The organism is Streptomyces sp. NPDC059850 (assembly GCF_042731515.1).
Taxonomy (GTDB): domain Bacteria; phylum Actinomycetota; class Actinomycetes; order Streptomycetales; family Streptomycetaceae; genus Streptomyces.
On sequence record NZ_JBHWJI010000016.1, the window covers coordinates 37,324 to 50,927 of the forward strand.

9 protein-coding genes, 1 tRNA gene and 1 pseudogene are annotated in these 13,604 nt (G+C 62.4%); 5 read left to right on the plus strand and 6 right to left on the minus strand.

Going from position 1 to position 13,604, the window contains the following annotated elements; genetic code table 11:
• Positions 1-142: 142 nt before the first annotated feature.
• A tRNA-Arg gene (locus tag ACFV9T_RS15425) sits at positions 143-214 on the plus strand.
• A 302-nt stretch (positions 215-516) separates the two neighbouring features.
• Here the strand turns inward: ACFV9T_RS15425 and ACFV9T_RS15430 are convergent.
• From ACFV9T_RS15430 to ACFV9T_RS15445, 4 genes and pseudogenes are all read right to left on the minus strand, one after another.
• Complete coding sequence (locus ACFV9T_RS15430; protein ID WP_385440272.1) at positions 517-1,797, minus strand: IS701 family transposase; 1,281 nt, start codon at positions 1,795-1,797, stop codon at positions 517-519.
• A 109-nt stretch (positions 1,798-1,906) separates the two neighbouring features.
• Positions 1,907-2,677, minus strand: a complete 771-nt coding sequence (locus ACFV9T_RS15435) for a transposase (RefSeq protein WP_385440273.1) — start codon at positions 2,675-2,677, stop codon at positions 1,907-1,909.
• Positions 2,678-2,730: 53 nt separating this feature from the next.
• Positions 2,731-3,432 (minus strand): HNH endonuclease signature motif containing protein, encoded by a 702-nt coding sequence (locus tag ACFV9T_RS15440; protein ID WP_385440276.1) that lies wholly within the window; start codon positions 3,430-3,432, stop codon positions 2,731-2,733.
• Positions 3,433-3,501: 69 nt separating this feature from the next.
• Positions 3,502-4,350, minus strand: a pseudogene (locus ACFV9T_RS15445) (tyrosine-type recombinase/integrase); the annotation flags it as partial.
• An 859-nt stretch (positions 4,351-5,209) separates the two neighbouring features.
• On the opposite strand from ACFV9T_RS15445, the gene ACFV9T_RS15450 reads away from it, so the two are divergent.
• Genes ACFV9T_RS15450 through ACFV9T_RS15465 form a run of 4 tightly spaced genes read left to right on the plus strand, consistent with a single transcriptional unit; the run spans position 5,210 to position 11,952 of the window.
• Positions 5,210-6,790 carry a type I restriction-modification system subunit M gene (locus tag ACFV9T_RS15450; RefSeq protein ID WP_385440278.1) on the plus strand — a complete coding sequence of 527 codons (1,581 nt, stop codon included), beginning with the start codon at positions 5,210-5,212 and terminating at the stop codon, positions 6,788-6,790.
• 22 nt (positions 6,791-6,812) lie between these two features.
• A complete protein-coding gene (locus ACFV9T_RS15455) occupies positions 6,813-7,586 on the plus strand; it encodes a hypothetical protein (protein ID WP_385440280.1) in 774 nt (257 codons plus the stop codon).
• Positions 7,583-8,839, plus strand: coding sequence for a restriction endonuclease subunit S (locus ACFV9T_RS15460; RefSeq protein WP_385440283.1), 1,257 nt, complete (start codon positions 7,583-7,585; stop codon positions 8,837-8,839). The genes ACFV9T_RS15455 and ACFV9T_RS15460 overlap by 4 nt, the downstream gene beginning before the upstream one ends.
• Positions 8,836-11,952, plus strand: coding sequence for a type I restriction endonuclease subunit R (locus ACFV9T_RS15465; protein WP_385440285.1), 3,117 nt, complete (start codon positions 8,836-8,838; stop codon positions 11,950-11,952). The genes ACFV9T_RS15460 and ACFV9T_RS15465 overlap by 4 nt, the downstream gene beginning before the upstream one ends.
• 487 nt (positions 11,953-12,439) lie before the next feature.
• On the opposite strand, the gene ACFV9T_RS15470 is transcribed toward ACFV9T_RS15465, so the two are convergent.
• A complete protein-coding gene (locus tag ACFV9T_RS15470) occupies positions 12,440-12,634 on the minus strand; it encodes a DUF397 domain-containing protein (protein WP_385440288.1) in 195 nt (64 codons plus the stop codon).
• Positions 12,631-13,509: a Scr1 family TA system antitoxin-like transcriptional regulator gene (locus ACFV9T_RS15475; RefSeq protein ID WP_385440290.1), complete on the minus strand. Its 879-nt coding sequence runs from the start codon at positions 13,507-13,509 to the stop codon at positions 12,631-12,633. The genes ACFV9T_RS15470 and ACFV9T_RS15475 overlap by 4 nt, the downstream gene beginning before the upstream one ends.
• Positions 13,510-13,604 lie beyond the last annotated feature (95 nt).

Genomic DNA, 13,604 nt, shown 5'->3' on the forward strand with positions numbered 1-13,604 from the left:
CCCCCACTCCCCCACCCCCCACCCACCCCATGCGCTATAGCCCCTCCGCCCCCTCCCCGCTCTCCCGATAAACGTTCATGACCACCCTCACCAAGCTGGTAGTGTTCTACTCGTCGCAGCGAGACAGCAGCGACGGGCGCAAGCCCCCGTAGCTCAGGGGATAGAGCAACGGCCTCCGGAGCCGTGTGCGCAGGTTCGAATCCTGCCGGGGGCACCTCGCAAAAGGTGCCAGCAGACCCCGCCATCAGCCCACCCGCTGACAGCGGGGTCTTCGCGCATGTGCAGGCGTGTGCCGCTCAGAGTGGGCGTATGTCGGGGTCTGTGGACGAGGCGTGGACGGGATCTTGACCAATCTGCCCTGGCCAACCCCCATAGCCGGGCAGACCCCTGCACGTGGTGTGCAGGGGTCGGAGATCTAGCTAATAGGACTCCGTTAAGTTCGTCTTGATCTTGGTGTCGTGTGTGTCCTGCTGGGCAGGGGTTGGTGGCAGGTGGTGCAAATGCCGGTCCAGCACCTCAAGATGTCTTGGAGGGTGTCGAGGGTCTGGTAGAGAGTGAGCCCGGCCCGGGGACTTTTGGGGCGAGCCGTTGTTCGGTGAGGAAGGCGTGGGCGGCGGTCACGAGGGTGACGTGGTGGTGCCAGCCCGGCCAGGAGCGGCCTTCGAAGTGGTCCAGGCCCAGGCCGTGTTTGAGTTCCCGGTAGTCGTGCTCGATGCGCCAGCGGACCTTGACCAGACGGACCAGGTCGGCGATCGGGGTGTCGGCCGGCAGGTTGGACAGCCAGTAATCGGTGGGAGCCTCGGCCTCTTCGGGCCGCTGGACCAGCAGCCAGCAGTCGGGCAGGACCCCATCCCACCAGCCCTGCTCGGACGAAGCAGCGGCCTTGATCGGACGCTCGACGGCCTTGCCGGCGGGGCGGACGCGCACGGCGGCGAAGCGGGACCGTAACTCTCCGCGTGTGCCCTGCCGCCAGGCAAGGGTGGTGAACGCCTGCGGCTCAAGACCGGCGGCCAGGGCCGCCGCCGACGGTGCGGGATGTCGGTAGCAAGGCTGGGGCCAGCAGCCGACCGGCCCGTTGCGGTCCGGTGCCTCGGGCTCTGTGTCGAACGGGTGGGCGGTCACACCTGCGCGGACGGCCAGCACGTAGTCGATGCCGCGGTCCGCCAGGGCGGCCCGCAGGTGTGCATTGGTGCCGTAGGCGGCGTCAGCCACGACGACCGGCGGCCGCATTCCCCAGTCGGCCAGCGTGTCGAGCATGTCCAACGCCAGCCGCCACTTCTCGCGGTGCCCGGCCTCGGGCGGGACGCGGGTGGCAGTCCTGCGGTGGCTGTCCGCTTCCCATTCCCGAGGCAGGAACAGCCGCCACTGCAGCGGGCAGGAGGCGGTGTCGGTCGCGGCGTGGACGCTGACCGCCACCTGGCAGTTGACGCGCTTGCCCAGCGCCCCGCAGTACTGCGGGGCCACAGCGACCGACATTCTTCCGTCCTTGGGCACCAACACGTCGTCGATCACCCAGGCCGTCGGGGCGATGAGCGGCAGCATACGTTCGCAGATCCGACGCTGCACCGGCACGGGATCCCAGGTGGACTGGTTCACGAACTGCTGAAGGTTCTGCTCGTTGCCGTCCGGCAGCCGAGCGGCCATGGCCTGGATCGACTTACGGCGGCCGTCCAGCATCAGCCCCCGCAGATAGCAGTCGCCCTTGGCCCGCTGGTCCTTGCGCGACACCGAGGCGAACACATCAGCCACGTATAACGCCAACCTGGCCCGTACACGGTTCACTTCATGTGCATCCACACATCCAACATGCCCAGGAACAGCCCGAACCGGAAGACCTAACGGAGTCCTACTCAGTGTTGTCCCGTAAATGATCTACGACGTGTTCGCTGACCTGCTTGTTCCTTCGCTACCCGGCGTGGGTGAGGTTGTGCAGGCGGGCGATGCCGAGCATGGCGTGGTGAACGCCGTCGCCTTTCAGTCGGCAGTCGCGGAGGATCTTCCAGGTCTTCATACGGGCGAAGGCGTGCTCGAGGCGGGCGCGGACCTTGCGGTGGGAGGTGTTGTGCTCCTCTTTCCAGGTGGGGAGCTCGGCCCGGTCGCGCTCGCGTCGGTGCGGGATGACCACTCCGGTGCCCCGGTAGCCGCCGTCCGCGATCACCGTTGCACGGCCGACGGCGGCCTTGGCACCGGACAGCTCCCACGCTTTGCAGTCGTTGCGGTTGCCGGGCAACGGGCGGCCGACCGCGACGACCAGCCCGGTGTCCACATCGATGACGACCTGGTGGTTGGTGGAGTACCGGTAGTTGTTCGACTGCTCGGCGACACTGTGGTCGCGTGTGGGGACCAGGGTGCCGTCCACGATCAGCACGGTGTCTTCGCGGAACCGCTTGCGCTGCTGGAGGGCGAGCGAGAGCCCGAGGTGGTCGATGATGCGGTCGGCCGCAGACTTCGACACCCCGAACAATGGCGCGAGTTGCCGCAGGGTCAGGTTCGTGCGCCAGTAGGTGGCGACCAACGGCACGCGGTCCTCCAGCGGCAGACTCCACGGCCGGCCTTTGCGCACCGGATCTGCACCCTCGCGCCGGAGCGCGGTGATCAGCCTGCCGAACTGACGCGAGCTCAACTCGCTGAACGGGCCTATCCACGAGGGCTCCGACGCCGTGATCACACCAGACACTGCAAGATCATCTCGCCCCTGACCAGCAGATACGGGACAGGTCTTAGGCAGCCTCAATCCTTACTGCGAGCGCGCTCAGCAAGGTATCTCTTCACCGAGTGGCCGAGCAGATCGCCCACATAGAGCCCCTCGTCGTAAGCGGCTCTCCGGAGCTCCTTCCGCTCCTCCGCAGAGAGGATGATGAAACCGAACCAGGCGTCCGGGTGGGTGTGGCCGCAGCACAGGCGCCGGGTGCAATGTTTGGCTTCTACCTGCAGTTCCGGCGATGTCCAGGGCGGATACGGATAGCGTGCCAGCTCCTTCACGCACGCCTCGACACGCTCATGAACCTCTCTCCGCAAGCGCGGCTTCTTGTACTTGCCGTGGTGGTGCTCGAACCATCGAAGCCGGGCAGAGTCCTGTATCTCACGCTGGACCTCAGCCACCCTCTCTGTGATACCCATGACCACCTGCAACGGCAGCTTGTTCCTCGCAAAACCTGCGCCGGGGTGACGGTGCTCCATCTCCATGTCGATCTTCCACTCCGAGGCCGACTTCCTGTTCTTCCAGCGGTTGCACCTGTCGCAGGCCGGCACCAAGTTCCACCAGATATCACGCCCCTTGGTAGCCAACGGTGTTTCGTGCTCCAGCGTGACGGACTGCTCCTCATCGCAGTAAGTGCACTTCCTACCGCGAGCCGTGAGCACAGTGAGCCATACCCAAAGCTTTTGATCCCCTCTGTCCCTGCGAACGGCTGATTCGACAGAGCTCGGCACTTTCCCTCCCCTGACGGCTCTAGGGGGCTCACGTTAAGTGGCGCCACTGACAATGCAGAGCACACACAGTCACTCGTACTCGCGAAGCAGGTCCTCGATACGGCAGTTGGCGACGTCCTGCCGCCCGTCGAGGCACTTGGCGTAGCGGGTCAGCAGGACCTCCACGCTGTTGCCGGCTCGCTCGGCCACCTCGGTCGGGTCGACACCGGCGTTGAGCCACATCGACAGCGCCGAGTGCCGGAGGTCGTACGGCCGACTCGCGAGCGGTGAGGCCGCGACGGCGGGCGGAAGCGCGAGGAGCCGCGCTTCCTGCCACACGCGGTAGTACGTCGAGGACGGGACGACCGAGCCCTTCTCGCGGAAGAACCGCCCGTCGTCCGCCGTGCCAAAGGTGGTCAGGTGCTCGCGGGGCACGGCCACGAGGTGAGGCGGGATCGGCACCCGCCTCACGTCCTCGGTCGGCCGGCTTTTCAGCCCGCGGTCGTCATGCGTCTCCCCCGAGTCGGTCCACTGCTTGCCGACGGAAGGACGGGTGCGATGGAGCAGCGCCGAGCCCCAGCCCTGCTCGGGAAGCTTCAGATCCGTTTCGACTAGGCCGACCGCTTCCGCTGGCCGCAGGCCACCGAAGTACATGGCGGCGAACAGACCCACGAGGCGGCGGCCACGGGCACGTCGGTACCCGCCCACGTAGGAAACCGCCGCTAGGAGGTTCCGTGCCTGCTCCGGATTGGCGACAACCCGAGGGTCGACCTGGTTGGACACCTTCGGCTTCTACCAGCGGACAGCCGTGATGGGGTTCTCACGCAGCTCCCCCAGGTCGACGGCGTAGTTCGCGGCGTTGACGAGCGTCCGACGCTTGCGCCGCACGGTCTCCGCCGCTGCCGCCGTGCCGTCGAGCTTGAGCTTCAGCGAGTCAAGGCACCCGGCTCCGCTGCGCGCTGCGCTCCTGCCTTCGGCCCGCTCCGCGCACGCTGCGCCGACGCGCGCCCACACGTGGATAGGGCCGGTGGCCATAAGTCGAGCACCGAAGACGCTGTGCCCCTGTCAGAACAGTGCCTCCGGCCGGGGATCGGTCGGCACCCGGATGGAGGGGGCGCCATTCCCGGCTGTGGGTCCGTAGGGGTGTGCGTGGCGAGCTCCCATCCCGTCCACCGTCGACCGAGGCGAAGCCGAGCAGACGCGGCCCATGGCGTCCAGGTCGTTCGTGCAGTGGCGCGCTCCACCTGGACGCCATGAACCACGCTGGCTCCACGATGTGTGGGTCGACGGCGGACGGGATGGGAGCTGGGGAAAGTGGAGGGTTGAGCCAAACGCCATCACGGCGCCGCTCAGGGAGTGAAGAACATGGAGATGTACCAATAGGCCCGGAAAGGCTCGTATGCTCAACAAGCGGCAGGCTCCACGGCCGACCCCGGCGGACCGGATCGGCCCCCTCGCGCCCCACGCGGTGACGAGCTTGGCGAACTGCCGCGGGCTCAGCCCGGTGAACGGGGCTACCAGGACGGCTCCGGTGCCGTGATCACACCAGCCACAACAAGAGCATCTCAGTCGTGACCAGCAGTTACGGGACACCGTCTAGGCCGCCTGACCCTCGTCGAATTCGAGACCGTCATGACCACACCGGACCTCCAGGCCGCGTGACCGAACCTGTCACCCGTAACTGCAGGTCACCCATCATGATCGGAACTACAACTGCCATGACTGTGTCGCCGGTACCCTAGGTGCGCACTTCGAGGCAACATGATCGCGCCGTAGCGCGGAGGAGAATAGCTGCAACATGGCACCGACCACCAAAGAACGCCAGCGGGCAGAGCTGCACAAGATGATCTGGCGTATCGCGAACGACCTGCGCGGCAGCGTCGACGGCTGGGACTTCAAGACCTACGTGCTGGGCATGCTCTTCTACCGCTTCATCTCCGAGAACCTAACGGCGTATATCAACCGCGGCGAACATGAAGCTGGAGATGAGTCGTTCGACTACAAGGTGCTTCCCGACGCGCAAGCCGAGTTCGCTCGTGCCGAGGTGGTGGCGGAGAAGGGCTTCTATATTCTGCCGTCGGAACTGTTCGCCAACGTCCGCGAGCGCGCTGCGCGGGACGAGAACCTCAACGAGACGCTCGCTCGGGTCTTCAAGAACATCGAGGGCTCAGCGCTGGGAACCGACAGCGAGGACGATCTGAAGGGGCTGTTTGACGATCTTGACGTCAACAGCAACAAGCTCGGAGGGACGGTCGCCAAGCGCAACCAGAAGCTCGCGAAGCTGCTCGACGCCATCGGCGATCTGCCGCTGGGACGGTTCGAGGACAACTCGATCGACCTGTTCGGCGATGCCTACGAATACCTGATGCAGATGTACGCGGCTAACGCGGGCAAGTCCGGTGGCGAGTACTACACGCCGCAGGAGGTCTCTGAACTGCTGGCGCGCATCGCAGTCGTCGGCAAGAAGCAGGTTAACAAGGTCTACGACCCGGCGGTCGGGTCGGGCTCGCTGCTGCTGAAGTTCGACAAGGTGCTCGGTAAGAACAATGTCCGCCAGGGTTTCTACGGTCAGGAGATCAACCTGACTACGTACAACCTTGCTCGGATCAATATGTTTCTACACGACGTGAACTACTCAGACTTCAACCTCGCGCACGGCGACACTCTCATCGACCCGGCACACTGGGACAATGAACCATTCGAGGCGATCGTCTCCAACCCGCCGTACTCGATCAGGTGGGAAGGTGACGCGAACCCGTTGCTGATCAACGATGAGCGGTTTGCGCCGGCGGGCGTGCTGGCGCCGAAGTCGAAGGCCGACCTGGCCTTCACGATGCACATGCTCAGCTGGCTCGCCGTCGACGGCACGGCCGCGATCGTCGAGTTCCCGGGGGTGCTGTACCGCGGGGGTACGGAAAGGAAGATCCGTAAGTACCTGATCGACAACAACTACATCGACACGGTCATCCAGTTGCCTGCCGACCTGTTCTTCGGCACCACGATCGCCACGTGCATCCTCGTGTTGAAGAAGTCGAAGAGGTTCAGCGACGTGCTGCTTATCGACGCCTCCGCCGAGTTCAAGCGTGTCGGCAACAAGAACAAGCTGCTCGAGGAGCACCAGGCGAGGATCCTCGAGGCGTTTACCACACGTGAGCCGAAAGATCACTTCACCACGCTCGTCAGTAACGAAGACATCGCGGCGAACGACTACAACATCGCTGTGTCCTCTTATGTGGAGTCGGAGGACATGCGTGAGGAGGTCGACATCGTCGAGCTGAACGCCAAGATCGCCGGCATCGTGGCGCGGCAGGCGGAGCTGCGCACCTCGATCAACGCGATCGTTTCTGAGCTGGAAGCGGGGGGAAATGCGCTTGTCTAAACTCCTCTCTGATGCTCCCGCTGTGGCAACCACGCAAGTGGATGGTTTTCTCGGCGGGCACGCACTGAAGTGGGGCAAGCACAAGAGGATCAAAGTGGGGAAGGTCCTCCGCAATTTCCATTGCCGCGCTTGTGTAGCTCAACGGACCTTCATGTCGGGGGACGAGCTCTCATGTTTGGGGCTCAGTGACAACCAGATCAGCATCGACGTCACACTGCAGTGCGTCGAGTGCCAGTCATTCGTGGAGATATGGTTTCTGATCGGAAGCAGTGGCGATATTTCCAGTTTCGCACCGAAAGTGCATATCGAGCGCTACACGGAAAATCTTCGTGACCGCGCTGACCGAGTCGATAGCCATCGTGGCCCGTTCTCCGATCTTGTCAGGAGAGCGCAACTCGCCTATGAAAGCCAGCTCGGTGCCGGATCGATTATCTACCTCCGTAAAATCTTCGAGCTCGTCACGTTCGAAGTGGCCGAAATTGCCAAGATCGAGACTAAGAGGTCGAACGGGAAGCCACGCTCCTTTCGTGACGTATTGAAGGAAGTTAACGAATTTCGCAACATCATTCCGCAGCGATACTCAAGCGATGGCTACCAACTCTTCAGCGAATTGAGCAATATCATCCATGGCGACTCAAGCGAAGAAGAGGCGCTCCAGAAGTACAAGCCCTGCCTCCAGTTGGTCCTAGGCGTAGTTGACGAAGTGAGCCGCGACAACGAATACGCGCAAGCGATCGACGAACTGGGCTGGAACGTCGAAAATATTAACGAAATCGCAGAAGGGGACGTCGCGTGAGCCGTATCGACAAAATTCTCCAGGAGCTGCGCCCAGGCGGCGTAGTTTTTCAGGAGCTTGGTGATTCAGGTACGGTCTTTGGTGGACTGACGGGCAAGTCGAAGGCTGACTTTAGCGATGGTAACGCCCGTTACGTGTCATATACGAACGTGTTCAGCAACCTCGCAGTCGACGTCGAGGCTGATGACTTCGTGAAAATCGAATCCGGCGAACGGCAGCGGGTGCTTAAACGTGGCGATGTGATTTTCACTGGCTCGTCGGAGTCTGCAGGCGAAGTCGGCATGACGTCCGTAGTGACTGCAAAGGTGAACGAACCGCTCTATCTAAATAGCTTCTGCATTGGGTTCAGGCCGAACGATCCGGACCTGCTCGATCCAGAGTTCTCCAAGTACCTGTTCCGATCAAGCGGGATGCGCGCCCAAATCATCAAGACTGCCAACGGTGTGACTCGTTTCAATGTATCGAAGGCGCGCCTCGCGAAGGTGCGAGTACCCATGCCGCCGCTTGAGGTGCAGCGGGAGATCGTCAAGGTGTTGGACCGGTTCACTCAACTTGAGGCGGAGCTTGAGGCGGAGCTTGAGGCGGAGCTTGAGGCGCGTCGCCGCCAGTATGAGTACTACCGAGAACTGATGCTGGACAACGTGACAGCCGAACGGAAGCCCCTCTCGAGTCTGGGCAGGTGGTTCGGTGGTATCACGCCATCGAAGTCAAATCCTGTCTATTGGGAAGGCGGTTCAATTCCGTGGCTTGCGTCGATGGATGTCAGCGATACGACCACGAGCGAGATTCGAGGGCGCGTCACTCCAACGGCGCTTGATGAGACGACGCTTCGTCTCATCCCCTCACCGTCGGTTGCCGTGGTGATGCGATCGAACATCCTCCGTCGAATCATTCCTGTCGGATTGATCGGTATCGACACTACGGTTAATCAGGATATCCGGGTGCTGACGCCGGGCGATGGCGTCAGCGCAGATTACGTCTATCAGGTGCTCCGGGCCGATAGCGAGCGAATCCGTTCGAGTTGCGTACGTACAGATGGATCCATGGCAGCCGTCGATTCGAAGTCATTCTTCAAGTGGGAAATCCCACTCCCCTCCTTTGAAGAGCAGGAGCGAGTTGCGGCCGCGCTTAGCAAGTTCGAGAGTCTTGTACACGACATCAGTGCCGGGCTTCCTGCTGAACGTGGCGCACGTCGCAAGCAGTACGAGCACTATCGTGATCGGCTCTTGACGTTTAAGGAGACTGCGGCATGAGGGGAGCGCAGGCGCGCAAGTACGACCCGATTGCTGTCTCGACTGAAAGTACGGTCGTTGCTGAGTACATCTCCGAAGCCTCCGGAGCCGCGGCGTACCAATCGGAGGCGGCGCTTGAGCGCGAGATGATCCGCCTGCTGGAGGCGCAGGCGTATGAGTATGTCCCGATCACATCGGAGGCGCAGCTGGTCGCGAACCTGCGAATCCAGCTTGAGGCGCTAAACCACGTGTCGTTCTCGGACTCTGAGTGGGAGTCGTTCTTCTCCACCAAGATCGCCGGACAGAACGAGGGCATCGCAGAGAAGACGGTGCGGGTCCAGCTAGACCACGTCCAGATTCTGAAGCGTGACGATGGTTCGACGAAGAACATCACTCTCATCGACAAGAAGAACGTCCACAACAATCGTCTGCAGGTCATCAACCAGTACGAGGTTGACCGGGGCGAGGGCGGAGCGAGCTTCGCTAATCGGTACGACGTGACGGTGCTAGTCAACGGTCTGCCGATGGTGCATATCGAGCTCAAGCGCCGTGGGGTGGACATCCGTGAGGCGTTCAACCAGATCAACCGGTACCGGCGCGATAGCTTCTGGGCAGGCTCTGGGTTGTTCGAGTATGTGCAGTTGTTCGTGATCAGCAACGGCACGCTGACCAAGTACTACTCCAACAGCACCCGCTCGAAGCACTTGAAGGATAACCAGAAAGCTGCCGGCGCGGGCAAGGGCAAGAAATCAAGCAACTCGTTCGAGTTCACGTCGTGGTGGGCGGACGCGCAGAACAAGCCGATCGCGGAGCTGACCGCGTTTGTCAAGACGTTCTTCGCCAAGCACTCGCTGTTGAACGTGCTGACGAAGTACTGCGTGCTGACAGCCGACCGTGACCTGCTAGTGATGCGGCCGTACCAGATCGTGGCGACGGAGCGGATCTTGCGGAAGATCGAGTGCTCGACGAACCGCAGGAGGCTTGGCACCGTCGAGGCGGGCGGGTACGTCTGGCACACGACCGGGTCGGGCAAGACGCTGACGTCGTTCAAGGCTGCGCAGCTGGCGTCGACGCTACCCGATGTCGCGAAAGTGTTGTTCGTCGTCGACCGCAAGGACCTCGACTACCAGACGATGCGCGAGTACGACCGCTTCGAGAAAGGCGCCGCCAACTCAAACGCGTCCACTGCGGTCTTGAAGAAGCAGCTGGAGGATCCGAACGCAAGCATCATCATCACAACTATCCAGAAGCTGTCGACGTTCATCAAGGCGAACCGAGGACACGAGGTGTTCTCGGGCCACTCTGTGATCATCTTCGACGAGTGTCACCGGTCGCAGTTCGGCGACATGCACACCGACATCACGCGAGCCTTCAAGCGGTACAACCTGTTCGGCTTCACCGGTACCCCGATCTTCCCGCCCAACTCCTCGAGCGGAGGGAACCCGCTACTGAAAACCACCGAGCAGGCCTTCGGTGACAAGCTGCACACTTACACGATCATAGATGCGATCACGGACAGGAACGTCCTGCCGTTCCGGATCGACTACATCAACACGATGAAGGTCGGCAACCCGGATGATAAGCAGATCTCGGCGATCGATCGGGAGCGCGCGCTGTCGGATGCGCGCCGACTCTGCGACATCACGACGTACATCCTGGAGCACTTCGATCAGAAGACGAAGCGGCAGGCGAGTTATGAGCACGCGGTCGTCACCAATGTTGCGGAGTCGACCCGGACGAGGCGTCAGGCAGAGGCGCTTCGTGAGAAGAAGCGAGTCCGCGGCTTCAACGCCCTGCTGGCCACCGCCTCAATCGAGGCAGCGCAGCGCTACTACTTGCAGTTCAAGCTTCAGCAGGAGGCGCTCACCCCGGATCAGCGGCTGAAGGTGGGCATCATCTTCTCTTACGGCGCGAACGAAGCCACCGATGACGGGATGCTTGACGACGAGGCCTTTGACACCGATGCACTGAGCGGAGACGCACGCACGTTCTTGGAAGATGCGATCCACGACTACAACGCGATGTTCGGCACCAGCTACGACACCAGCGCCGACAAGTTCCAGAACTACTACAAAGACCTGTCGCAACGAATGAAGAACCGCGAGATCGACTTGGTCATCGTGGTAAACATGTTCCTCACCGGCTTCGACGCGACCACGCTCAACACGCTGTTCGTCGACAAGAACCTGAAGATGCACGGCTTGATACAGGCCTACTCGCGTACCAATCGGATCCTCAACTCCGTCAAGCGCCACGGGAATATAGTCGTCTTCCGTGACCTTGAAGAGGAGACGAACGCGGCGCTCGAGCTATTCGGGAACAAGGATGCCAAAGGCATCGTCATCGTGCCGTCCTACGGCGAGTACTACAGCAAGTACGCCGAGAAAGTCACCGAGCTGCTACAGACCTTCCCGCTCGGCACCCCTATCATCGGGGAGCAGGCGCAGAAGGCCTTCATCAACCTTTTCGGTGCCGTACTGCGGCTGCACAACATCCTGACCGAATTCGACGACTTCGCCGGCCAGGACCTGTTGACAGAGCGCCAGCATCAGGACTACCGCAGTATCTACCTCAACTTGCACACCGAGTTCCGTGCGGAGACCGCTGCGGAGAAGGAACGCATCAACGAGGACGTCGTCTTCGAGATCGAGCTGGTCAAGCAGGTCGAGATCAACGTCGACTACATCTTGATGCTCGTTGAGAAGATGCGGGCCGAGCGTGGGGACGGTGAGGACAAGGAGATTCGTGCCCAGATCTCGCGCGCGGTCGACGCCAGCCCGAGCCTGCGGAGCAAGCGCGACCTCGTTGAAGACTTCGTGAACTCGCTGTCTGTGCACGGCGCTGTCGACGAACAGTGGCAGGCGTACGTGGATGCGAAGCGAGATGCTGAACTCGCGGCGATCATCGAGGAGCAAAAACTCAAGCCCGAGCAGACCCGGGCGTTCATCACGGCCGCGTTCCGTGACGGGCAGATCCGTACGACTGGTACGGAGATTACGAAGATCCTGCCCCCCGTCTCTCGTTTCAGTCGCGATGGCGGCCACAGCGACAAGAAGAAGCGTGTGATCGAAACATTGACACAGTTCTTCGAGCGGTTCTTTGGGCTGGGCGCTGGAGGAAACGACTACCAGTAACGGTTCCTTCGTCTTTGTCGAGCAGGGGCAGCAGAGCCGCGACAAGTTCATGTCCTCTGGCCAGAACGTCGCGATCAAGGGGAAAACCGTTGGCTTCTACCTCTTCAGGCCCACCCAACACATGACAGCTGACAGCTGATCTTGTCGTCAAACTCGTCCGCAGCCAGAGATCGTGGACTATCTGTGGACGAGTTCCGACCCACCGCGCTGCGGGGTAGCGCTGACCTGTGCATACGCCAGGGACCGAAGCGGCCTCCGGAGCCGTGTGCCTGGACGCCCAGAAGGAGGTCGCTTTCGTTGGCGAGCCCCACACACAGAACGACTATCTCGCTGCAGTCGGGCGCAACCGGAAACGTCTACGTCGTGGACCTGTTGGGTGCCGCCTGAAGCGCCGAAGCGGATTGCTCTGCCTTCGCCACGGTTGCAGGGCTGGCCTGTCGGCGCTCGCGGGGATACGGGGCGCTTGGCCGTATCCCCGCGTCGTGCGTCAGGGCTGCGTGGCGAAGGCTACGAACGTTGCCCAGGTCTGCTGGGCGAAGGCGAGTTGGGGGCCCACCGGGTCCTTGGAGTCCCGCACGTGCACAGCGTCGGGCGTGGTGGCGACCTCCACGCACGCGCCGCCCTCGTTGCCGCTGTAGCTGCTCTTGAACCAAGCGAGTCGCGCGGAATCCTCAGTGCTCATCGTTGTGTCTGCATCCTCTCGATCAGCTCCAGGGACTCCCCTGGTGTGAGTGCCTGGGCCCTGATGGTGCCGTACCGTGCGGCCAGGATACGGACCTCTTCGGCGTCCGTCGCCAGTCGCGCGTGGTTCTGAGCCTCCATGTATCCGACCTGCGGTTTCCCTTTGGGGGTCAGCAGGATGAAGGGCCCGCCCATCCCGGCGTGCTCTGTGCGTTCCAGCGGCATCACCTGAAGTTCGACGCTGCGCAGCCGACCCAGCCGGAGCAACTGGTCCAGCTGCTCCTTGTGTACCTCCCAGCCGCCGAGCGGCCTGCGCAGTACGGCCTCCTCGACCACTGCGGTCACCATCGGGGACGGCCAGCGAGTCAGGATCTTCTGCCGGTCGATTCGGCTGGCCACTCGCTGCTCAATCGTCTCCTCGTCCAGCAGCGGCTTTCGCATCTCGTACAGGGCGCGTACGCGTCGTTCGGTCTGGAAGAGGCCCGGGATGTCATGGCTGCTGTAGTCGTTGATTTCTAGGGCCTTCGCTTCCAGCCGTGCATAGTCCTGGAACCATGCCGGGTGACGAACTCGCGCCTTCGCTTTCGCCTGCGCCACGTCGTCCTTCGTGACGCTCAACAGGCCATCCGCGCCGAGAAGGTCGTCCGCGGCATCCAGGAACTCTGGCTGCGGCGTGCGGCGCCCGCGCTCCAGCGATGCGATCTGGTCCTCGCTGTAGCCGAGCCGGTTGCCGAGTTCTCGCTGAGTCCAGCCTGACCGCTCGCGGAGGAGTTTGACCTGCTTGCCCACGGCCCGGTTGAGGTCCGCCGCGCTTTCCACGTCCTCCTGCGGTTCAGGCCGCCGTTCCCCGTCCGGGCCGATACCCGTGTCCGTCACCCGAGTCACCACCCCATGTCGTACGCCCGTACGGTCACGCCCGCTACCCCTGACAACCAGCTGAACGTGCCGGTACCAGCACGCTATGTACTGGC

Bases quoted from the DNA above. Each gene is read 5' to 3' on its own strand.
- ACFV9T_RS15450 (WP_385440278.1), top strand. From the start codon at position 5,210: ATGGCACCGACCACCAAAGAACGCCAGCGGGCAGAGCTGCACAAGATG.
- ACFV9T_RS15465 (WP_385440285.1), top strand. From the start codon at position 8,836: ATGAGGGGAGCGCAGGCGCGCAAGTACGACCCGATTGCTGTCTCGACT.
- ACFV9T_RS15470 (WP_385440288.1), bottom strand. From the start codon at position 12,634: ATGAGCACTGAGGATTCCGCGCGACTCGCTTGGTTCAAGAGCAGCTAC.